Origin of the sequence: Streptomyces vulcanius (genome assembly GCF_042653945.1) — a bacterium.
Taxonomy (GTDB): domain Bacteria; phylum Actinomycetota; class Actinomycetes; order Streptomycetales; family Streptomycetaceae; genus Streptomyces; species Streptomyces mangrovi.
The window spans coordinates 1-22,412 of the sequence record NZ_JBHSFK010000049.1 but is presented as its reverse complement, the minus strand read 5'-3'; the positions used below and the strand labels follow the sequence as shown (position 1 = coordinate 22,412).

The window sequence follows — 22,412 nt, the reverse complement described above, 5'->3', positions numbered from 1 at the left end:
CCTCATGGTCCGCCTTTCCCGCCACGCGCCACTGATTCGGATCGATTCCCCCACTAGGACCGGGCGGCGACACGATGTGTGACACCGTCGCCGACATTCATGGGCAACATGGGGATCACGCCATGGGGGAGTCAGTGGCCGTCGACGAACGTGACCGTCTCGTCGAGCGGCGCACGGCCCGTACGGCTGTGACCCACCGTGACGTCCTCGAATCCGATCGACATGCCGCAGAAGAGGATGAGCTCCTCCGGGGGTGACAGGACCGCCGCGACGGTCCTGTGGTACTTCGCCCAGGCCATCTGCGTACAACTGTGCAGCCCTTCGGCGCGGAGCAGCAGCATGACGGTCTGCAGAAACATGCCGACGTCGGACCACTGGGCCGGGCCCAGGTCGCGGTCGATGTAGCAGAACAGGGCGGCGGGCGCGCCGAAGCAGTCCCAGTTCGCGGAAGCGGCCCTCTGGCGCGCCTCCAGGTCCTCGCGCGGAATGCCGAGTGCGCCGTAGCGCTGCTCACCGAAGGCGGAACGGCGCTCGAGGTAGGGGGACTTCAGCGCGGGCGGGTACTGCTCGTACTCCGGCTCGTCCCAGGGGTCGCCCGCGGCCAGTCGCTCACCGGTGCGCTTCTTGAGCTCGGCCAGCTGTCCGCCGGTCAGTACATAGGCGTGCCACGGCTGGAGGTTCGATGCGGACGGCGCCCAGGCCGCGGCGGACAGCACACGTTGCAGCGACTCCCTCGGGACCTGCCGGTCGGTGAATCCGCGCACCGCCCGTCGGCTCGTTACCGCCTCGTAGACGTCCAAGATCGTCTACCTCCCATCCGCTCAGCGCGTCCACTTTCTGTTACAGTCGCGACAGTATCATTCAATACCGTCTCGTGTTTAACTAACGTCGAGTACGAGCCATCCGCCCAGGTTTCCCGCCTCGGGCGCCGATCCTTGGAGAAAGCCATGGCCACGCTGCTGCACATCGACTCGTCCGTGTTCCCCGGCGAGGCGTCCTCGTCCCGTTCGGTCGCGGCCGCCTTCCGTGAGGCATGGGAAGAGCAGCACCCGGAGGGCACGGTCGTCTACCGCGACCTCGCCACCGACCCCGTCCCGCACATCACCGCCGACGCCTGGTCCGCCGGCAATGCCGCCCCGTCCGCGCGCACCCCGGAGCAGTCCGCCGCGTTCGCCGCGCGCGTGGAGCTCGTCGAGGAACTGGAGAGGGCGGACGCCGTCCTGATCGGCGCCCCCATGTACAACTACTCGATCCCGTCGACCCTCAAGGCGTGGCTGGACAACGTGATCCTGCTCGGCCGCACCACGGGGGAGACTCCCTCCGCCCAAGGCAAGCCGGTCGTCGTGGTCGCCAGCCGCGGCGGCTCCTACGCGCCGGGCACCCCGCGCGAGGGCTACGAGTTCGTCCAGAACTACCTGGAGGCCGTCCTCGAGGGCAGCCTGGGCCTGGATCTTGAATTCATCGTCCCGGAACTCACCATGGCCCCCCGCAACCCGGCCATGTCCGAACTGGTCCCCCTCTACGAGGCCTCCCGTGAGCGCGCCTTCGGGGACGCGACCGCCAAGGCCAAGGAACTCGCGGAGCGCCTCGCCGCGTAACCCCGGGGTCATGGACGCCGTGTGGCGCCCCGCCCCGGGATGTCATGCGCGCAGTCCCCGAGGTCGGGTTCGCCGCGGAAGCCGCATGGGGCGTCGGCGCGCCCACGCGGCGGGCGGCCGGTGCGGGGGTGCGCCTACGCCTCGCCGCCTGCGGGGTGGGCGAACCGGGTCAGCAGATCCGTCAGCTGCGCGGACTCGCCGGTCCCCAGCTCGGCGACCAGGCGCTCGGCCAGTGGCTCCGCCGCCACATGGGCCGCGTCGAAGAGCTCGATGCCCTGAGGCGTGATCTCCACTGCCCGCACCCGCCGGTCTCCCGGAACCGTCTTCCGTACGGCCAGGCCCCTGTGCTCCAGGTCGTCCACGACCCGCATGATTCCCGCCTTGTCCGACCCCGTCGCCGCCGCCAGGTCCCGCTGCACCGTGGGCCCGCGGTCGACCAGCACGATCAGTACGGCGAAATGCCGCAACTCGATGCCGAGCGGCCGAAGCGCCTCCGTCATCACCGCGGCGGCGTGCGCGTGCGCCCGGCGCAGCAGCAGGCCGAGAGCGAAGGGCGATTCGTCCCCGGGGCGATCGGTGGCGCGTGGGGCGGTGGCTCTGTCTGGATCGTTGGCGGTCATGAAGCCACACTACAGCTATCGACTCATTCGATACCGTATCGTATGAAATTAGTTCAGCGCGGAGCGCACTATCCGCCGGACCGCCGGGGAGCGGTCCAGTTCCGCCCTGATGTCGGCAAGACTCTGGGCGGCCAGCGCCTGGTGATAGGCCTGTTCCGCCCTGCGCATGGCCGCGTTGACGGCGCATGCGCCTGTCGGTGGCGGTGACAGCTCGCCGATCTTGCCGGAGCAGCGGATCTCGGTGCAGTGAAAGACCTCGGCGGTTCCCTCGATGGCCTCCACCACATCCAGGAGGGTGATGGCCTCGAGGGGCCTGGCCAGCCGGAAACCTCCGCGTGGACCGGGTACGGAGACCACGAGTCGCGCCCGGGCGAGCTGCTGCAGCTGTTTGTTGAGGTAGGAGGGCGAGAGGCCGTGGGCCTCGGCGAGCTGGCCGCTGCCCACCGGTCCGCCGCCGGTCATGTCCAGGTTCAGCAGCGTGTGCAGGGCCCACTCGACGCCTTTAGCCATTCGCATATTACGGACATTACATGTCCAGGATCGAAGCCCAAGAGATCTTGACATTGAATATCCAGGATATGTAATGTCCAGAATATGCGCTGCGAGGCGGCCCCGAGGGAGGCCGCAGCAGCAGACAGCCCCTGCTCGCGGAGCACCGGCTCATCACTTTCCGGCTCGAAAACGGAGAAGTTCATGAAGGATGTCCTGATCATCGGCGGCGGATTCGCAGGCGTGTGGAGCGCGGCAGGAGCCGTACGTGCCGCCCGCGAGGCGGGGGACTCCGGCGACGAACTGCGGGTGACACTCGTCAGCGGCGGCGACGACCTGGTCATCCGGCCCCGCCTGTACGAGGACGCCCCCGAAGGCATGCGGGTCGCCCTCGACCGCGTCCTCGGCCCGATCGGCGTACGCCGCATCACGGCGACCGTCACGGGGATCGACACCGAGGCGCACACCGTACGTGCCGTCGGACGCGGCGGTGAGGAACTGGACCTGGCCTACGACAAGTTGGTGCTGGCCACGGGCAGCCAACTCGTACGGCCCGACTTCCCGGGCTCGCAGGAAGTCTTCGACGTCGACACCCTCTCCACGGCCGCCGCCCTCGACAACCACCTGCGGCGGCTGCCCGAACGGGCCTCGTCCCGGGGCCAGTACACCGCCGTCGTGGTCGGCTCCGGCTTCACCGGCCTGGAGACCGCCACCGCGCTGTGCGAGCGACTCCACGCGATCGCCGGCCGCCATGGCGCGACGGAGGACGTCCGGGTCGTTCTGGTCGACCGGGCCGACGTCGTGGGCCCGGAACTCGGCCAGGGCCCACGCCCGACCATCGACGACGCGATCGACGAACTGAAGATCCAGCGACGCCTGGGACGCACCGTGGCCTCGGCGACCCGCCAGGACGTCACCCTCTCGGACGGCGAAGTGATCCCCGCGGCAACCGTCGTATGGACGGCCGGTATGACCGCGAGTCCCCTCACGGCCCAGATCCCCGGCGAACGCGACCGGCTGGGCCGGCTGACTGTGGACGCACACCTGCGGGTCGTCGGAGTGCCCGACGTCTACGCGGCGGGCGACACCGCGCTCGCCCCCGCGGAGGACGGCCGCTCCACGACGCAGTCCTGCCAGCACGCCCTGCCCATGGGGAAGTTCGCCGGACACAACGTGGCGGCCGACCTCCTGGGCAACACCCCGCTGCCCTTCAGCCCCGACCCCTACGTCACCTGCCTCGACCTCGGCCCCGCCGGTGCCGTCTACACCGAGGGCTGGGAGCGCACGGTCGTGCTGACCGGGCCGGAAGCCAAGACGCTCAAGCGGAACATCAACGCGATCTGGATCTACCCGCCGACCGACGACCCGGAGCAGATCCTCGCCCAGGCAGGCCGTTTCACCAACGGCTGACAGCCACCCCCCTCCCGGAGCAAGGCCCAGCGGGCCGAGACCTCCGCGCCGCGTTGGCGGTGATCGCGCCCCCGCTCCTGGCGCGATCACCGCCAGAGTGGGCATGGGGCCCGTGCGAGTCCGGGAGCGCTTTTGTCGATCTCATGGCCGCGTACCCGCCCCGAACCCCGTCCACCGCAGCTCGGCAGGCAGATGCCCCATGTCGTTGTAGAGAACCACGGTCGGCGCCGAGCCGCCGTCCCGGTACTGGATCACCGTCAACGCCGTGTTCCCGCAGTTCAGGCCGAGCCAGCGGACCGGCGGTGCGTCGAGGGCGTGCCGGACGAGCCAGGCGACCTGGTAGGCATGGGTGACGAGGACCTCGTGGGTCTCGGTGTCGGCGGGGCCGGCGAACCGGTCGGTCAGGGCGCCGGCGCGGAGCTTCGCCTCGGCGGCCTCCTCGGCGCCGTACCCGTCGAAGAACGGCGCCCACTCCGGCGGCGCCCCGGCCGGGACGTACGGCACGTGGTCGACCAGCTCGGCCGCCTCCCGTACGGCCGCGTTCGGCAGGTGGCCGCCCACGATCCGCGCGGACCGCACGGCCCGGGGGAGGGGCGAGTGCCACACCGCGTCGATCGGGAGCCCGGCGAGCCGCTGCCCGACCAGTTCCGACTGCCGTTGCCCGACGTCGGTCAGCTCGCCGAACGGGTCGGCCACGCCGTGCCGTACCAAGTACACGTGCCTGGTCGCCATATGCAGATCTCCTCGCAGTGCAGACAGTGCAGACAGTGCAGACAGAGGCGGGTTCAGCGACGCCGCAGTACGGCGTGAGCCGCGTCGAGGCGCTCGGTCTCGTCGCGTGCGGAGTGGTCGCCCGAGACGTCGTCGGCCCAGGCGAGGAGCCGCCGTAGGTGGTCGTCGGTGGTGTCCGTGACGACGCGGGGGCTGCCGAGGGCGACCTCGCCGCTGGTGCCGTCGATGGTGACGAGGGCGCCTTCGGTGAGGGTGCGCCCGCCGACGGTGAGCGAACCGCTGTCCACGGTGAGGTCGTTGACGCCCACCACGGCCGGCTTGCCCATCGCGCGGGCGACCACGGCGGCATGGCTGGCGGGGCCGCCGCGCGCGGTGACGATGCCGTTGGCGGCGGCGAGGCCGTGCAGGTCGTTCGGGGAGGTCTCCGGCCGTACGAGGACGACCGGGACGCCGTCCCGTGCCATCCGTACCGCGCTCTCCGCCATGGTCGCCACCCGCCCGGCCGCGACCCCCGGGCAGGCGCCGAGCCCCCGCGCGAGCACGTCGGTCTCCACGGACGACGCGATGCGCGGTGTACGGACGTGCCGCAGCTGCCGGGGCGAGACCCGCAGCAGCGCTTCCCGCCGCTCGATGACGTGCGAGTCGGCGAGTTCGGTCGCCACCCGGACCGCCGCGCCTCCGACGAACCGGCCGGGCCGCACCTGGAGCATCCACAACTCGCCCGACTGGAACGTGAATTCGGCATAGCAGGCGTCCCGGTAGTGCGCCTCGATCCGACCCAGGGCATCGACCAGCTCCGCCCACACACCCGGCTCCCGCTCGGCAAGCGCCCGCAGCGGAAGGGTGGCCGAGACACCCGAGACGACCTCCTCGCCCTGGCTCCGGAACAGCACCTCGCCGTACGGCACGTTCTCCCCGGTGTTGGGGTCGCGGCTGAACGCGACCCCGGTACCGCTGTGTTCGTCCCGGTTGCCGAACACCATCGCCTGGACGACGACGGCCGTCCCGAGGTCGTCCGGGATGTCGTGCAGCGTGCGGTAGGTGCGGGCGCGCGGAGTGTCCCAGGACGCGAACACGGCCTCGACCGCCCACTCCAACTGCCGTGCCGCGTCGTCCGGTACCGACCGCTGCGGGTCCGTGACGGCGGCGGCGAAACCCGACAGGAAGCGCAGCCGCGAGTCCAGCGCGAACGACCGGTCACCGGTCTCGGCGGCCAGCCCCTCCGTCGCCTCGTTCGTGAGGCCGAGGTTGAGGACCGTGCTCATCATCCCCGGCATCGACACGGACGCCCCGGACCGCACGGACACCACGAGCGGTTGCCGCGCCCCGCCGAAGACCCGCCCGGTCGAGCGCTCCAACTCGCCCACACCCGCCGCGAGTTCCTCCGCAAGCCCGTCAGGAAGCCGCCCGTCGAGCAGAAACGCGCGGCAGGCCCCGGTCGTGACCACGAACCCGGCCGGAACCCGCAACCCGAGCCGGTCCAGCAGCGCGAGCCCGGCCGCCTTGCCGCCGAGCGTGTCGGCGGTCTCCTCAACTCCCGCGGGGAGAACCCGGATCCACTTCATCGCCGCATCCCCAGCGTCGCGAGCTGGTCCTCATGCAGCTCCGCCCAGATCGTGTGATACGACGCCGTACTGTCGGCCACAAACTCCAACTCCCCACCGGCAGCCCGCCCGAGCGCATCACCGAGCCGCTCCCGGTACCGCCCGAACCGGGGGAGTACGGCGGCCAGTTCCGCGCACACGACGGCCAGCCGCCGGTCGAGGCCGGCGAACAGGTCGAGCACCCGGGCGTCGTAGCCGTGGTCGTCATGGTCGTTGGTGGTCAAGACACCGTCGACGGTGCGCAGTTGCCACGCCGTGCAGAGGTCGAGCAGCTCCGGGTTGAGGACGAGGAACCGGTCGTACGCCGCCGTCACGTCCCCGCGGCGGCCGGTCGCGTCGAGTTCGGCGGTGATCCGGCGGGCGTCGGCGTCGCGTCCGGCGTCCGTGAGGCTCCAACCACCGGACAGGGGGCCGGACATGCGCGTGACGAGACCGGCGGCGCCGAGGTCGATGAGCTCGGACTCGACGTCGTCCTCGTCGAACCCGGTGAACTGCTGGAGCCGGGTGAGGCTCGCGGTACCGGCGCAGCGCAGGGCGTGCAGGACCAGCAGGTCGCGGTCGGTCGTACGGGTTTCGTCCATGACCACCCAATGTTCGCTGTATTCCGATGACATCAACATCTGGATGCTGTCTGTATCATGGCACGCCGGCAGCGGAAGGGGGCACGGATGGCGAGGCTGACCCGGGCGCAGCAGCAGGAGCGGACCCGCGCGGCGGTGCTGGTCGCGGCCCGGCGGGAGTTCGCCGAGCACGGGTACGCCGAGGCGAAGGTCGACCGGATCGCCGAACACGCCGAGTTGACCAGGGGTGCCGTCTACTCCAACTTCACGGGCAAGCGTGAGCTGTACCTGGCGGTGCTGGCGGACATCGCCGAACGTTCCTGGGCCGCCGCACAGCCGCCGGCGCGGTCTCCCGACTCGGCCGGTCGGGCCCTGGCCGCGTTCGCCCGGGTCTGGCTGGAAAGACTCCCCTTCGCGGGCAGCGGCCGGCTCCGGCTGCGCTCATTGACCGGCGTCCTCGACACCGACCCGGCCCGCGCCGCCCTGGCCGAACTGGTCAGGTTCGAGGCGCTGTTGCTCGCGTCGGCCCTCGACCCGCGCACCCGCCCGGTGCGCCTGGCCGAGCTGACCCTGACCCTCCTGCACGGCGCGGCGGGCCTGGCCGAGAACGCCCCCGGCGCGGGCGACCCCTTCGACCTCGTCCGGGCCGCCGAGCACCTGGCCGGCATCGGTTTCCCCGCCGACACGGAACCGCCCCACCTGCCCTTCGTGGCCCCGGCCCGCCCGGCGCGGGACACGTGGACGCCCCCCGGAGGCCTCCGCGACGAGATCACGGGCCGCCGGATCGATGTGGACGACGACGGCGTGGTGGTCGTCCTGGGCGTACGACGCCTGTCGGCGGCCGAGGAGGCGATGCGCTCGGTACGACCGGGCGACGCGCTGACCTTCGTCGTGGTCACCGACGACCCCACCGGGACCGGCCGCCTGGCCCGTCTGCGCCTCGTCGACCTCCTCGCCTGCCTGCGCCGCGTCTTCGCCCCCGAGGACCTGCCCCGCCCGCGCCTCGTCTTCGACGACCTCGGCACGGTGCCGGCGGCCATCGGCCGGGATACGCCGGACGACGCCACCGAGGCGGCGGTCCGGGTGCGCGACGGCCTGATCGTGGCGCGCGCTGAGGGGCGCGGGGCGGGACACGCGGTGGCCGACGGAGGCGACCGCGAGCACGACGGGGTCCGTCCGGTGTGACGGCCGCCCCCTGACGCAGGCCGCCCCCGGCGTCACAGCCACCCGCGCCGCGCGGCCTGCCACGCCAGTTGCATGCGTGTCTCCGCTCCCACGAGTTCCATCATGTGCTGAATGTGCCGTTGAACCGTGCGTCTGCTCAGGCCCATGTGCGAGGCGATCGCCTTGTCGGCGACTCCTGTCACCAGCAGAGAGAGCAGCTTGAGCCGGGTCGCCGAGAGGGGGGCGGAATCGGGCGCGGCACCGGGGTGGCCGGCCTCGGTGTCGCCGACGTTCAACGGCACGGCGTCCTCCCAGTAGCGTTCGAAGAGGGCGAGCAGCGCGCTGAGCAGGTTGCTGTCCCGTACCAGCGCTGTGGTGGGTTCGTCGGGGCTGCCCTCCGGTCCGCCCGGTACCAGGGGAAAGATAGCGACGGAGCGGTCGGCGATCGCCAGCCGCAGCGGCAGTTGGGGGACGGATCGGGCGATCTCGCCGGCCCGCACGCCCGCCACCACGTTGTCCACGGCCCCGTCGTCGTCGAAGAACGCCTTCTCGTACAGGACGCGGTACCGGACGCCGCGCGCCAGCGCCTCGAACTCCTCCGTGTTGCTACCGGACGGCATGGCCACGTACTGGGCCTTGCAGAACCACAGCATCTCGTGGCGAGCGGCCGTCTGTAACTGCCGGAGGTGCTGGCGGAGTGCTTCGGCTCCGGTGACGACCTCCAGCAGCTGACCGGCGTGGTGGCGCCGCGCGGTGTCCTGGTAGGACTCGATCAGTCTGGCGGCCTCGACGCGCGCCCGGTCCAACGCGTCGGCACTGCTCTTGATCCGTGGCAGGAGGGCGACGTCAGGGGGGACCGCCCCGAAGGCGCGGGGCTCCCCGTCGGTGTGGCTCACCAGGCCCATGGAGGTCAGGGTGTCGAGGGCCCGTCCGACTGCCGTCGGATCCATGCGGGTGCGGCGGCCGATGTCGTCGGCGGTGGCCCGGCCGGAGGCGACGAGGAGTCGGTAGACGGATTCCGCCGGTTCCGGAACTCCCACCGCTTCCAGCACCGCGGGTTCCCTCCCCGAACTGCAGCACGCAACAGTTGAAAAGCGTACTACAGGGGGAGGGAGTCGGCCGGGGCTGGTTCAGCCGGTGTGCAGGAAGGCTCGTCGGACCGTCTGGCGGACGGAGTTGCCCGTGGCGTCCTCCGCGATGACACGCAAGGTCACCGGGGTGTCCCCACGCGCCGCCGAGGGCCGAGTGACGGTGGCCTGGAACTCGTCATGGGCGCGCACGCGAACTTGGGCGCGCTGCCAGGTCCTCCCGTCGTCGTACGACGTCTCCACGCGGGTCCTCACCCCGCGGGGGGACGGCAGTCCGTCCTGAGCGCGGACCTTGACGACGATGTCGTACTTCCGGCTCGCCCGGAGCGAGTTGTCCGACGCCACCGGTACCTCGTAGTCGAGCTGCAACAGGTTCAGTGCGACAGGGGTACCCGTGCTCCCCGACCGGAAGGACCAGGAGGTGTCCGTGGCGGTGCCGTACCGCCAGGCGTCGGACGCTCGTCGAGTCGTCAGGTCCAGCCGGTAGTCCGCCGTGCCGGTGGGCACCTCCACGTCCGTCCAGGCGTCGGCCAGTTCCTCGGCCTTCTCGCCGTTGCGGTAGAGCACGGCGCCGGCCGAGTCTCCGGTCTGCGGCGCCTCGGACGTCCTGACGCCACCGCCGACGCCACCGTCGCCCGCCGGCAGCAGGCGCGACCAGTGGCCGGCCTGCGAGTCGGTGAACTCCGGGATCCGCAGGCGCAGTACGTTGCCGTCCCGCACGGTCGGGTCCGTGAAGCCGGCGGGAATCGACGGGCGTACGACGGCTCCCTGCCAGGTCTCCTCCGCACGTGTGCCGGCTCGGTAGATACGGGGGGTGTCCCGCATTCCGAGGGACAGGGGAACGTCGACGTCATACGTGCGGTGGTGAACCAGGTGCTGCCACGTCGTGTCGTCGGCACTGATGTACTCGGTCCGCTGGAAACCGGTCGGCACATACCGGGTGTACTGCAGCCAGGCGGTGTCCTGGACCGGCCGCCACCCGAAGCGCTGCTCTGCGGCCCAGCCGGTGCCGCCGTTGTCGGCGTAGGTGGTCCGGACGATCGAGCTGTTCGCGGCGGAGACGTCATAGCGGACCTGGCCCGGAACGCGCTGCCTGGAGACCTGCATGACGTCGTACAGGTACGGGCTGCGCGCCGTGCCCGCGAGGTGCAGCCTCGTGGTGTGCCGCTCGGCCCGTGCGAGTATGTCGGCTCCGGTCCGCGCGCCGACGCGGATCGTCGGCAGGCGCAGGCGCTCGCCGTCAGGGGTCCACCGGGTCCAGGGATTGTCGTCGTAATGGATGAGTACGACGGCTCGGGCGCCGGCCGTCGCGGCCCGCTCGATCACCGGCTGCTGGGCAACTCCTCGGGCATTGGTGATGACCGCGGCCTTGCCGCGGACATGCGCGAACGAGGGAGCGGCGGCGTCCCCGGCGTCCACGACGGTGAGTGTGCTCCCGTCGTCGATCAGGGGCGACTCGGGCATGTAGTAGGCGTTCAGTTTCGCCCCTGTTCCGAGGACGGTCGCCTCGAGGAGCGGGGCGACGAGCTGCCACCGCGAGGAGAACTCGAAGGTGCCGTGCCTGACAGTCGGCGTGGGGCTGACGTACAGACGCTTGGCGTTGTCGAAGAACATCGTGCCCTGGAGGGCGCCGTGCCCGTCGAGTTCGCGATACGTCTGGTAGCTGAGAGTTCCGCGCTGCTCGGCCGGCCTGGGGGTGCGGATGTCCACCTTGCGTGTGCTGCGGGCGTCCACCGTGACGACCGTGTCCTTGGTGACGTCGACCTCGGGCAGGATCACCTCACGCAGCTCCTGGCCGTCACTCGCCACGTCGAGCGAGGTGTGGGTGACCGTGTAGAGACCCTCCTCGACCTCCGCGACAGCCCTGACCGGGTCCGTGTAGTCGACGTAGCCCTCGGCACCCCAGATCATCGGCAGGGCCTGGACGCGGTGGCCGTCCTTGTCGTACGTCCTGACCGTGATCTTGTGGATGGGGCGTCGGACGACCAGGCTGAGCGTCGTGTGCACCGCCACCGATCCGTCCGCGGTCGCGCCCGTGACGTAGCCGTAGTACTGCCCCTTGCGCACCTGCGCCGGGTCGACCGTCAGCGGTACCTCGACCGTTGCTCCGGCCGGGACGCGGACGGTGCCGGCGCCCAGCCGGACCGCCTCGGCCGGGACGGTGCCGCTGTCCGCCGCGGACCAGGTGGGGGTGAGGGCGAGGGTGACGTCCTTGTCGGAGCCGTTGGCGTAGCGCAGTTGCACGGTGCGCGGGGTGGCGGCGCCGGTCTCGAAGGTGCCGAGCGCGATCGTGCCGGTCGCGGACACCGGACCGAGGGCGGCGGCGACGTCGATGCGTCCGCCGCCCTGTTCGGTGACCTTCTGGCCGGCCTCCCGGTGGGACGTGCTGACGAGGGCGTCCTTCAGCGCGGGACCGCTCCAGTCGGGGTGGCGCTGGGCGAGCAGCGCGGCGGCGCCCGCCACATGAGGCGTGGCCATGGAGGTGCCGCTCGCCGCCACGTACTGCTCGTCGACGGGGTCGCCCATCGTGGTGCCCGCCGCCCTGGCGGCGACGATCCCGACACCGGGTGCGGTGACGTCGGGCTTCACCGCGGCGTCCCCGAACCTGGGGCCGCGGCTGGAGAACGCCGCGAGCGTGTCGTCCCGGTCGACGGCGCCGACGGTCAGGGCCGCGTCCGCCGCGCCGGGTGAGCCGACCGTGCCCGGCCCCTGCTCGCCGCTGTTGCCCGCGGCCACGACGAAGAGGGTTCCGGTCCGCCGGCTCAGCTCGTTCAGCGCGAGGCCCATGGGATCGGTGCCGTCGGTCCTCTGGTCCGAGCCCAGGCTCATGTTGACGACCTTGGCTCCCTCGGCGGCTGCCCACTCCATGCCGGCGATCGCCTGGGACTCGGAGCCGTAGCCGTCGTCGCCGAGAACCTTGCCGATCAGGAGGTCGGCGTCAGGAGCCACACCCTTGCGGCTGCCGCCGGACGCGGCACCGCTGCCCCCGACGACCGAGGCGACGTGCGTACCGTGGCCGAAAGCGTCAGCCGTACCGGAAGCACTGCCGGAGAAGTCCCTGGCCTCCGCGATACGTCCGGCCAGATCGGGGTGCGCGGCATCCACCCCCGTGTCCAGGACCGCCACCTTCACACCGTCGCCCCGGTAGCCGCCTTCCCAGGCGGTGGGGGCTCCGATCTGACGCGTGCTGCGGTCGAGGACCGGCTTCACGCGTTCGTCCAGCCACATCCTGGGCGTGGCCGAGAGCGCGGTGGCCGTCAACTCGTCGCCGGCCGGGACGAACCGCTTCCAGAAGGCGTCGAGGCGATCCTGCCCGACCCGCACCGCTCGCGCCCTGAGGCTTCTCAACTCGCGTACCTGGGAGCCGTCGTCGGCGAAGGAGGTGAGTTCCCGGGCCGCCGGGCCACTCCCGTCCGCGGTGTCTCCCATGATCAGAGGCAGCGCGTCGGTGTGTGCCTCGTCGTAGTGCTGCGCCACGAGCGCGGTCACGTCGAACAGGGTGCGATCGACTCGTCCGGCGGAAACCAGTTCCGCCGCATCCGACGGAAGGACGGTCAGACGGCCGTCCTGCTCCACCGTACGGAAGACGATGCTCTCCCGCCCCGGGCCGGGCTCTATGCCGGCCGTGCTCCGACCGCCTGCCACAGTGCTGACGGTCACTCTGTCGCCCGTGATCAGGCGCACGGTCGCCGTGTCACCGGGCGATGTGGAAGGGACCGCCCCGCCCTTCGGTTCCGCGGGACCGGCGAACACCGGAGGCACGACCCCGACGATCAGCGCGAGACCCACGGATGTTGCCGCCGCCAGGCGGATACGTCTCTTCACTCCCATGCCTTCCCTCACAAGCGACCTGCTGTTCATGCGCTCGCCAGAATCCGGCGGCGATGACATCGCTGTCACTCGATTCCGATGGCACAGGTGTGTCATGTCGCAACGGCGACACCGCCGGCCGTCGGAGAGGACAAGAGAGACAGGAGAGGACAGGAGAGGACAGGAGAGGAAAGGAGAGGACGTCACGAGGAGGCGGGCACGGCATCGCCTCCCGTCCGACGGCTGCGGTCGGCCTCCGACAGGCCGCCCCACACGCCGTAGTGCGCGAAGAGCTGTCCACCCCGCGGCAGGCAGCGAAGCGCTGCCATGACCACGGTCGCCCGTCTTGCCGTCAGGTCGCATCACATGCGGTGGAGCAACTGCCCAGGACGACACCGCGCCGGAACGCACATGCCCCAAGCTCCACCACGTAGCGGCGGCTCTCGGCTTCGGTGGGACGGCCTCGGGTACGCCCGAGCGTCGACCGTGGTCCGGGAGCGCCCCGGAGCCCGTGGCCGGCACGGACGAGACGGTGAGGACGGGCAGGGGCGGGGGCTCAGCACTGCTCGTCGGACCGCAGGCAGCGGAAGGCCTACCCGTCGTCCCAGGCCGAACGCCGTTTCATCGGATATGTCGTGAGACTCCCGATCGCACGGCTCACCTGAGAAATCGCGGGCCACGCCCGCCCTCGTGAGCGCACGACTTCTGGTCTCTGCGTGCACAGCCCAGGTTCCGGGGCGTTGGGCGCGCATGGAATGGATCATGCTCTTCGTGCACTACCCCGCACCGACCAAGTTCCTCATGGAAGGAAGACCGACAAGTGAAACGACGCATCGGGCGAAAGCGGCTGGGCGCAATGGTGGCAGCACTGGCAGCAGGCGTGCTGGCCTTCGGCGCGGTAACCGTGGCCTCTGTCTACGACTCATCCGAGCACTCCTCGATACAGGCCTACCCCACGCCCCCCTGGTGACCCGAATCGCCGGTGCCAGGGAATTGGCCACCGGCTGATCCCAGCCTTGCCCAGCCTTGCCCAGCCTTGCCCAGCCTTGCCCGGCCGCCGTTCTGGCGGCCGGGCAAGGACTGGACGCGGACACGGCCCTCGGATCCCAGGGCCGATCTGAAGCGCGGTCGCCCCAAGCTCTGAAGGTCACTACTGGCGACTTCACATCGAAGCTCATCGATGCTCGGCAGCACTACGGTCCCCGACCGGCATCCGAAACGCCGCGAGACCCCCGTCGGACCTGGCTGTCCGAGACCGCAGACCGCTCCGTCGGCCCCGGAAGGGCAGCCGAACGGCACAAGGCGGTCGGCGCCGCGATCCGGTTGCTCACTCCGAGATCTTCCACCTGAGCGAGGCACATGCACGGCAAGTCATGCGCCGTGCCCGCACCCACCTCACCACGGCACCGCTCCGCCCGGCGAGCACCACCGCGCACCGGCGCCTCATACGGACGTTCGTCGTCGCCGCGGGCACCCGCGACCTCACCACCTCCTTCGCCAGTGTGTGCACCAGTTCCGCGGCCGGCTTCACGCCTGGCAGGCTGGTGCGCTGCCGTTCGGCGGCCTGGACGGCGATCGAGACGAGCCGGTCGGGGCGGACGGCGTGACGGTCGCCCACGGTGGCTGCGCGCAGCCAGTCCGCCCGTCGGACTGCTCGGCACACCCCGCATCGGCAGCCCGCTGCCTTCGTCGTTCTCGCTGCGCCCGCACCTTGCGGGGAAAACCTGTGTCCCAGTCCACGGCCGCCGCCCGGTCCATGAGCGATGCCCTGATCGCCGACGGCGGCTTCGCCGGCGTGTGGAGCGCGGCAGGAGACATACGCTGCGCGGGAGGCAGGCAGCCCGGCGACGGAATACGGGTGCATGCGGGTCGCCCTCGACCGTGTCCTCGGCCCGAGAAGTCGGGCCACACGAGTTGGCTGTCCGGGGCCGGCACCGGCTTGTCGTAGGCCAGGTCCATCTCGCCATTGGCACGTACGGTGTACAACCACCTGCGGAGGCTGTCCGAACGGGCCCTCCTCTCCAGGCCGTTACCCGCCGTCGCGGTCGGGGCCGACTTCACCGGCGTGGAGGTCGCCGCCGCACTGAGCGAGCGGCTCCGCCCGATCGCCGACCGCGACAGCGCGGCCGCCGCCGCAGCACGGAGCCGATGGAACGCCGGTGTGTCCGCTCACTCGGCGCGCGTCCTGGACGCCGGCCTGTGGGACGCGGCCTGAGGCCGCAGTGAAGCCTGTCGGGGCTGACCTCCGTTTCGGGCTGCAACGGCACCGCATGGCACAGGTTGCAGATCGTGTCTTGTACGGTCAAGTGGTCCACCTCGGGAGATAAGACCAGGTCAGATCCCTGTGATCCAGACGCGGGTGAGAGGCGGGGAGCCTCCGCCCGCTTGTTGCAGCGGGGGTTCTGTGCGTGGCGGCAGCACGTGCTTTGCATTGGTCGACGGTGTCTTGGGTGTGCTCCGGCTCGCCGCTGCTTCCGAATCGGCAATCTCTGGCAGATGGCGCTACCGGCAGGTATCAGATCCAGAAGCCATGTGTATGACGGATCGCGGGCTTATGCGGGCTTGAGGACACGTCGGTGCGCAGCGGCGTTAATGAGTAGGAGAAAAATTCTCGCCATCGTGGAGATTCCGGGCGTTTCAATCTGTGAGCGCCGGCGGCAAATGCGGCAAAGCGGTTCGAAATAGCCATCATAAATCAACATCAAACGCCCGCTAATTACCCACTTCGCCAAGAAGATTGACAGTGTCCAGTTCGGCTTGAGAGGGTGAAATGGATCAACATTGCCGTCAAATTGCTTAATTTGTTTGCTCCTGGTGTGGAGCGCGAGCGTTGACCGAGGTGTGGAGATGTCTGGATCGCACGGTGGCCGTCGTGAACTGATGGCCGGACAGCTTGGCGTATGGCATGCACAGCAACTGAATCCGGATAATCCGATCTATAACATGGGTGAATACATAGAGATTCACGGAAAGGTGGACACGGGCTTATTCGAGGCGGCCGCGCGAAGAGCCGTCTTGGAAGTCGACTGTTTTAGTCTGCGCTTCGAGGGAACCGCAGACGAAGTTCCGCGGCAATACTTTGACCTGCGGAGCGATTGGCTGTTTCACGTGATCGACGTGAGCGGCGAGGAAGATCCCCGTTCCAGCGCGGAGAGTTGGATGCGGGCGGACATGCGACGTCCAGTGGATCTCCAGGGCGGTGAACTCTTCACCCAGGCCGTCTTCAAGATGGACGAAGATCTCTTCTTCTGGTATCAGCGAATTCACCACATCATCGCAGACGGACTCGCGGGACCCCGGATAGCCTCCCGAGTGGCTGCGGTCTACACGGCGCTGTTGGCCGGCGAACCGCTCACGGACAGTGCGCTTCCCTCGAGTTCCGTACTGATGGATGCCGATGCCGACTACCGGGCCTCCGCAGAATTCGAACTGGACCGGCAGTACTGGACGGAGCGTCTTTCCGATCGCCCTCAAGCGGTCAGCTTGAGCGGCCGGGAACCTTCCATCACACCCCATGAACTGACACGGCATACGCTCCACATCCCTCCCGGCGCCGCTGCGGAACTCAGAAGCTCCGCACGTCGGCTGGGAACGAGCCTCTCGGGTCTGGCCATAGCCGCGAGCGCTGCCTACCTGCATCGCGCAACGGGACAAGAGGACGTCATTCTCGGGGTCCCTGTAATGGGCAGAAAAAGTGCATTGCGGGACATCCCGGGAATGACGGCGAATATCGTTCCCCTGCGCCTCACGGTGCAGCCGAAGGCCACAGTGAGGGAGCTCGTGAAGCAGGTGTCTCGCGGAATGCGAGATGCCTTGCGGCATCAGCGATACCGCTACGAGGACATCCTCAGAGACCTGAAACTCGTAGGGCGCAGCGGACTTTACCCCCTACTGGTCAATATCGTCTCCTTTGACTACGATCTGAGATTTGGTGACGCTTCCGGCAGTGCGCACGGGCTTGGTGGCATAAATTTCAATGACCTGTCGATTTCCGTGTACGACAGGTCATCCGACGGAAGCATGTCCGTGGTTGTGGATGCCAACCCCGATCTTTACAACCGCGGAGCAGTGCACGAGCATGCTGCGAAATTCCTTGACGTGATGAACTGGATGGCGCATTCCGCTGCGGAGGAACGCGTACACCAGATCACGTTGATGAGCCGCTCCGAGCAGCGTCTGGTTCTCGAGGACTGGAACGACACCGCCCGGGAGGTGCCCGCGGCGACGCTGCCGGAGCTGTTCCAGGCCCAGGCTGCCCGCACCCCGGACGCGGTCGCGGTGGTTTTCGAGGGTGTCGAGGTGACCTACGCGGACCTCAACGCGCGGGCCAACCGCCTCGCCCGGTTCCTGATCGACCGGGGTGTGGGACCCGAGTCGCTGGTCGCGGTGATGATGCACCGCTCCGTCGACCTGGTGGTCGCCCTCCTTGCGGTGGTCAAGGCCGGCGGTGCGTATGTACCCGTTGACCCGGACTACCCCGCCGAGCGGATCACCTACCTCCTCGCCGACGCCCGGCCCCTCCTGGTGCTCACCAGCACGGATCTGGCCTCCCGTCTCACCGCCGGAGAGGTGTCGCACCTGGCCGTCGACGACCCCCGGACCATCACCGCACTCGGGGACATCGAGGACACCGACCCCACCGACACCGAGCGCCGTACCACCCTGCTGCCCGCCCACCCCGCCTACGTCATCTACACCTCCGGCTCCACCGGACAGCCGAAGGGTGTGGCCGTACCCCACGCGGGTATCGTCAACTGGCTGACCTGGATGCAGGGCACCTACAACTTGACTGCCTCGGAACGGGTGTTGCAGAAAACCCCCTTCGGTTTCGATGTGTCGGTACGGGAGTTCTTCTGGCCGCTGCTCCAGGGTGCGACGGTGGTGGTCGCCAAGCCCTCAGGCCACCGCGATCCCGGGTACCTGGCCGAGTTGATCCAACGCGAACGTGTCACGATCGCGCACTTCGTTCCGTCCCTGCTGCAGGCCTTCCTCCGCGAACCGGCCGCCGCCGCCTGTACCGACCTGCGAGCTGTGTTCTGCAGCGGCGAAGCGCTCCCCAGTGACATCGCCGGACAGTTCCGAAACGTACTGGACGTTCCGCTTCACAATCTCTACGGTCCCACCGAGGCGTCGGTCGAGGTCACCGCATGGACGTGTGACAGCGACACCAGCAGAAGCAGTGTCCCCATCGGACGCCCGGTCTGGAACACCCAGGTGTATGTGCTGGACGCGGCGTTGCGGCCGGTGCCGGTGGGTGTCGCGGGTGAGTTGTACCTGGCCGGCATCCAGCTGGCCCGTGGCTACCTCAAGCGGCCGGGGCTGACCGCGGAGCGGTTTGTGGCCAACCCGTTCTCCCCGGGTGAGCGGATGTACCGTACTGGTGACCTGGCCCGCTGGAATGTCGATGGGCAGTTGGAGTATCTCGGGCGGACCGATGACCAGGTGAAGGTTCGTGGTTTCCGTATCGAGCTGGGTGAGGTCGAGGCCGCGCTGACTGCGCACTCGTCGGTGGCCCAGTCGGTGGTGGTGGTGCGTGAGGACCGTCCCGGGGACAAGCGCCTGGTCGGCTACCTCGTCCCGGTGAGCGGTCCGGAGGGTGCGGACGTCGCCGGAGTGCGCGCCCATCTCGGCGCGATGCTGCCGGAGTACATGGTGCCGTCCGTGCTGGTGGTGTTGGATGTGCTGCCGTTGACGGTGAACGGCAAGCTGGACCGTAGGGCTCTGCCTGCTCCGGATTACGAGGCGGTCGGCGGTGGCCGGGGGCCGGTCACGGTGCAGGAGGAGCTTTTGTGCTCGGTGTTCGCCGAGGTTCTGGGCCTGCCTACGGTCGGGGTGGAGGACAACTTCTTCGAGTTGGGTGGCCATTCGCTGCTGGCGACCCGGCTGGTGAGCCGCATTCGGTCGGTCTTTGGGGCCGAGGTGCCGATCCGGGCGTTGTTCGAGGCGCCCACTGCGGCTGCCCTGGCGGGCCGGTTGACGTCCTCCGGTGCGAGGCGGCAACCGCTGGTGAGGGTGGAGCGGGCGGAGCGGGTGCCGTTGTCGTTCGCGCAGCAGCGGTTGTGGTTCCTGGGCGAGCTGGAAGGCCCGTCGGCCACCTACAACATCCCCTTCGCTCTGCGACTGACCGGGTCGCTGGATGTCGACGCCCTGAAGGCCGCCCTGCGCGATCTGGTGGGCCGACACGAGGTGCTGCGCACGGTGTTCGCCACGGTGGACGGACAGCCCTATCAGCAAATCCTTTCGGCCGAAGAGGCCTCGGTGTCCCTTGCGGTCGAGCAGGTAACCGACCTCGAGTCCGCGATCAACGAGGTCGCGGGTCATCGCTTCGATCTCGCCACCGAGATCCCGTTTCGGGCCTGGCTGTTCGAGGCCGGTCCTCACGAGCATGTCCTGGTGATCGTGGTGCACCACATTGCGGGTGACGGATGGTCCCTGGCCCCGCTGACGCGTGATCTGTCAGCTGCCTATACGGCTCGGTCCACCGGCCGGACGCCGGAGTGGGCAACGTTGTCAGTGCAGTATGCCGACTACAGCCTGTGGCAGCGTCAACTGCTGGGCGAGGAGCCCGACGCGGCCAGTGTGCTGGCCCAGCAACTCGGCTACTGGCGCGAGGCACTGGCCGACCTGCCCCAGGAACTGACGCTGCCGTTCGACCGGCCACGCCCAACGATCTCCTCCCACCAGGGCGGAAGCGTCGAACTGACCATCGACGCCCACATCCACAGCGCCCTGGTGGAGCTGGCCAGAGCACAGGGTGTGACGGTGTTCATGGTGGTGCAGGCGGCGTTGGCCGTCCTGCTGCACCGGCTCGGGGCCGGAGACGACATTCCGGTCGGCACCCCGATCGCCGGCCGCACCGACGAGGCACTGGACGACCTGGTGGGGTTCTTCGTCAACACCCTCGTCCTGCGCTCAGACCTGTCCGGCGATCCGACCTTCCTGCAACTGCTGGCCAGAACACGGGAAGCGGACCTCGGCGCCTACACGCACCAGGACGTGCCCTTCGAGCGGCTGGTCGAAGACCTCGCACCGGCCCGCTCGATGGCCCGCCACCCGCTCTTCCAGGTCATGCTCACCCTGCAGAACACCGCCGAGGCCCGTCTCGACCTGCCCGGGCTGAACATCGAGGCACTGCCTGCGGGAGTCCTTCCCGCCAAGTTCGACCTGGACTTCCAGATCGCCGAGCGGATCACCGACGGCGGCACCCCGGCGGGCCTGACCGGACTGATCATCTACGCCACCGACCTGTTCGATCCCGCGAGTGCCGAGGCGATCGCACGGCGCTTCCTTATGGTCCTGGAGACAGCGACCGCGGATCCGTCGGTGCCGGTCAGCCGCATCGACGTCCTGGACACCGCGGAGCGGGAGCGGATCCTGTCCGGGTGGAACGACACCACCCACGAAGTTCCCCGGGCCACGCTGGCCGAACTGTTCGAAGCCCAGGTCACGCGCACCCCCGACGCGACCGCGGTGGTCTTCGACGGCAGCGAGCTGACCTATGCGGAGTTGAACGCGCGGGCCAACCGGTTGGCCCGCGTCCTCGTGGAAAGGGGCGCCCGGCCGGAAGAACGTGTGGCGGTGATGATGGACCGCTCCGCCGACCTCGTCGTCGCACTCCTCGCAGTGGTCAAGACCGGAGCCGCGTACGTCCCGATCGACCCGGCTTACCCCGCCGACCGCATCACTTACATGCTCAACGACGCCCAGCCCACAGTGCTGGTGACACACCAGGCCATCAGAGGCGCAGCGGATGACGGTGTGACACGCATCGTGACGGATGCCCCGGACACCACGGCGGCCCTGTCCACCATGGCCGGGGAGAACCTCACACACCACGAGCGAGGAGCGGCACTCCTGCCCGCCCACCCCGCCTACGTGATCTACACCTCCGGCTCCACGGGACGCCCCAAGGGCGTCGTGGTGAGCCACGCAGCAGTCTCCTACTACCTCAACTGGGCAACCAGCGCGTACCCCGGGTTGAGTGGTCGGACCGTGCTGCACTCGTCGACTGCGTTCGACCTGACCGTTACACCGTTGTACGGCACGCTGATCTCGGGCGGCGCCCTGCATATCGCGGATATCCGGGACGGGCTTCCCGCTGAACTGGCGCCCACCTTCCTGAAGGTGACGCCGAGCCACCTGGGCCTTCTGTCCGAAGAGCCCGCCGGATCCTTCGCCCGGGGAGACCTCGTCGTCGGCGGCGAAAGCCTTACCGGCGAGCAGCTCACACGGTGGCGGTCCGCGCACCACGACGTCCTGATCACGAATGAGTACGGTCCGACCGAGGCGGCCGTCGGATGTGTCACCTTCACCATCCGTCCCGGGGACCCGGATGTACTGGGTGGCGTCCCCATCGGCCATTCCGTTCCGAACATGAGAGTCTTCGTGCTGGACGCAGCCTTGCGGCCGGTACCGCCGGGGGTGGCGGGTGAGTTGTACCTCGCCGGTGTTCAGCTGGCGCGGGGGTACCTGGGCCGCCCGGGGCTGACCGCGGAGCGGTTTGTGGCCAACCCGTTCTCTCCGGGTGAGCGGATGTACCGTACTGGTGACCTGGCCCGGTGGAATGTCGATGGGCAGTTGGAGTATCTCGGGCGGACCGATGACCAGGTGAAGGTTCGTGGTTTCCGTATCGAGCTGGGTGAGGTCGAGGCCGCGCTGAGCGCACATCCGTCCGTGGCCCAGTCGGTGGTGGTGGTGCGTGAGGACCGTCCTGGGGACAAGCGTCTGGTCGGCTACTTCGTCCCGGTGAGCGGTCCGGAGGGTGCGGACGTCGCCGGAGTGCGTGGGCATCTGCTGGGTGTGTTGCCGGAGTACATGGTGCCGTCCGTGCTGGTGGTGCTGGATGTGCTGCCGTTGACGGTGAACGGCAAGCTGGACCGTAGGGCTCTGCCTGCTCCGGATTACGAGGCGGTCGGCGGTGGCCGGGGGCCGGTCACGGTGCAGGAGGAGCTCCTGTGCTCGGTGTTCGCCGAGGTTCTGGGCCTGCCTACGGTCGGGGTGGAGGACAACTTCTTCGAGCTGGGTGGCCATTCGCTGCTGGCGACCCGGCTGGTGAGCCGCATCCGGTCGGTCTTTGGGGCCGAGGTGCCGATCCGGGCGTTGTTCGAGGCGCCCACTGCGGCTGCCCTGGCGGGCCGGTTGACGTCCTCCGGTGCGAGGCGGCAACCGCTGGTGAGGGTGGAGCGGGCGGAGCGGGTGCCGTTGTCGTTCGCGCAGCAGCGGTTGTGGTTCCTGGGGGAGTTGGAGGGTCCGTCGGCGACCTACAACATTCCTGTGGCTGTGCGGTTGACGGGTGATGTGGACGTTGAGGCGTTGCGGATGGCGTTGGGTGATGTGG

General features: G+C 69.3%; 14 protein-coding genes. 6 read left to right on the top strand and 8 right to left on the bottom strand.

What is annotated here, in order from left to right:
* Positions 1 to 131 precede the first annotated feature (131 nt).
* Positions 132 to 800: a nitroreductase gene (locus tag ACFPIH_RS47070; protein WP_381185227.1), complete on the bottom strand. Its 669-nt coding sequence runs from the start codon at positions 798 to 800 to the stop codon at positions 132 to 134.
* A gap of 147 nt (positions 801 to 947) precedes the next feature.
* On the opposite strand from ACFPIH_RS47070, the gene ACFPIH_RS47065 reads away from it, so the two are divergent.
* Positions 948 to 1,598: an FMN-dependent NADH-azoreductase gene (locus ACFPIH_RS47065; RefSeq protein ID WP_381185230.1), complete on the top strand. Its 651-nt coding sequence runs from the start codon at positions 948 to 950 to the stop codon at positions 1,596 to 1,598.
* 134 nt (positions 1,599 to 1,732) lie between these two features.
* Here ACFPIH_RS47065 and ACFPIH_RS47060 read toward each other — a convergent pair whose 3' ends face one another.
* The gene (locus tag ACFPIH_RS47060; protein WP_381185233.1) at positions 1,733 to 2,218 is read right to left on the bottom strand and encodes a MarR family winged helix-turn-helix transcriptional regulator; all 486 of its coding nucleotides are present in this window, start codon (positions 2,216 to 2,218) and stop codon (positions 1,733 to 1,735) included.
* 48 nt (positions 2,219 to 2,266) lie between these two features.
* Positions 2,267 to 2,734, bottom strand: coding sequence for an RrF2 family transcriptional regulator (locus ACFPIH_RS47055; protein WP_381185236.1), 468 nt, complete (start codon positions 2,732 to 2,734; stop codon positions 2,267 to 2,269).
* A gap of 177 nt (positions 2,735 to 2,911) precedes the next feature.
* On the opposite strand from ACFPIH_RS47055, the gene ACFPIH_RS47050 reads away from it, so the two are divergent.
* Entirely contained in the window at positions 2,912 to 4,117 is a 1,206-nt protein-coding gene (locus tag ACFPIH_RS47050; protein WP_381185238.1) for an NAD(P)/FAD-dependent oxidoreductase, read from the top strand.
* A gap of 141 nt (positions 4,118 to 4,258) precedes the next feature.
* On the opposite strand, the gene ACFPIH_RS47045 is transcribed toward ACFPIH_RS47050, so the two are convergent.
* Genes ACFPIH_RS47045 through ACFPIH_RS47035 form a run of 3 tightly spaced genes read right to left on the bottom strand, consistent with a single transcriptional unit; the run spans position 4,259 to position 7,034 of the window.
* Positions 4,259 to 4,849 carry a histidine phosphatase family protein gene (locus tag ACFPIH_RS47045; protein WP_381185240.1) on the bottom strand — a complete coding sequence of 197 codons (591 nt, stop codon included), beginning with the start codon at positions 4,847 to 4,849 and terminating at the stop codon, positions 4,259 to 4,261.
* A 53-nt stretch (positions 4,850 to 4,902) separates the two neighbouring features.
* A complete protein-coding gene (locus ACFPIH_RS47040; RefSeq protein WP_381185242.1) occupies positions 4,903 to 6,414 on the bottom strand; it encodes a pyruvate, phosphate dikinase in 1,512 nt (503 codons plus the stop codon).
* Positions 6,411 to 7,034, bottom strand: coding sequence for a transcriptional regulator (locus tag ACFPIH_RS47035; protein ID WP_381185245.1), 624 nt, complete (start codon positions 7,032 to 7,034; stop codon positions 6,411 to 6,413). Before ACFPIH_RS47035 ends, ACFPIH_RS47040 begins: the two co-directional genes overlap by 4 nt.
* Positions 7,035 to 7,121: 87 nt before the next feature.
* Between ACFPIH_RS47035 and ACFPIH_RS47030 the strand changes: the two genes are divergently transcribed.
* Positions 7,122 to 8,198, top strand: a complete 1,077-nt coding sequence (locus ACFPIH_RS47030) for a TetR/AcrR family transcriptional regulator (protein WP_381185248.1) — start codon at positions 7,122 to 7,124, stop codon at positions 8,196 to 8,198.
* 32 nt (positions 8,199 to 8,230) lie between these two features.
* On the opposite strand, the gene ACFPIH_RS47025 is transcribed toward ACFPIH_RS47030, so the two are convergent.
* Together ACFPIH_RS47025 and ACFPIH_RS47020 are read right to left on the bottom strand one after the other, a co-directional pair.
* A complete protein-coding gene (locus ACFPIH_RS47025; protein WP_381185251.1) occupies positions 8,231 to 9,229 on the bottom strand; it encodes a helix-turn-helix domain-containing protein in 999 nt (332 codons plus the stop codon).
* Between the two features lie 78 nt (positions 9,230 to 9,307).
* Positions 9,308 to 13,090, bottom strand: coding sequence for a S8 family serine peptidase (locus tag ACFPIH_RS47020; RefSeq protein ID WP_381185254.1), 3,783 nt, complete (start codon positions 13,088 to 13,090; stop codon positions 9,308 to 9,310).
* A gap of 1,358 nt (positions 13,091 to 14,448) precedes the next feature.
* Here ACFPIH_RS47020 and ACFPIH_RS47015 point away from each other — a divergent pair.
* The 3 genes from ACFPIH_RS47015 to ACFPIH_RS47005 all read left to right on the top strand — a co-directional run.
* Positions 14,449 to 14,682 (top strand): hypothetical protein, encoded by a 234-nt coding sequence (locus ACFPIH_RS47015; RefSeq protein WP_381185256.1) that lies wholly within the window; start codon positions 14,449 to 14,451, stop codon positions 14,680 to 14,682.
* 359 nt (positions 14,683 to 15,041) lie between these two features.
* Positions 15,042 to 15,290 (top strand): hypothetical protein, encoded by a 249-nt coding sequence (locus ACFPIH_RS47010; protein ID WP_381185257.1) that lies wholly within the window; start codon positions 15,042 to 15,044, stop codon positions 15,288 to 15,290.
* Positions 15,291 to 15,922: 632 nt separating this feature from the next.
* The coding region (locus tag ACFPIH_RS47005) for an amino acid adenylation domain-containing protein (protein ID WP_381185260.1) at positions 15,923 to 22,412 on the top strand (6,490 nt) is incomplete at its 3' end.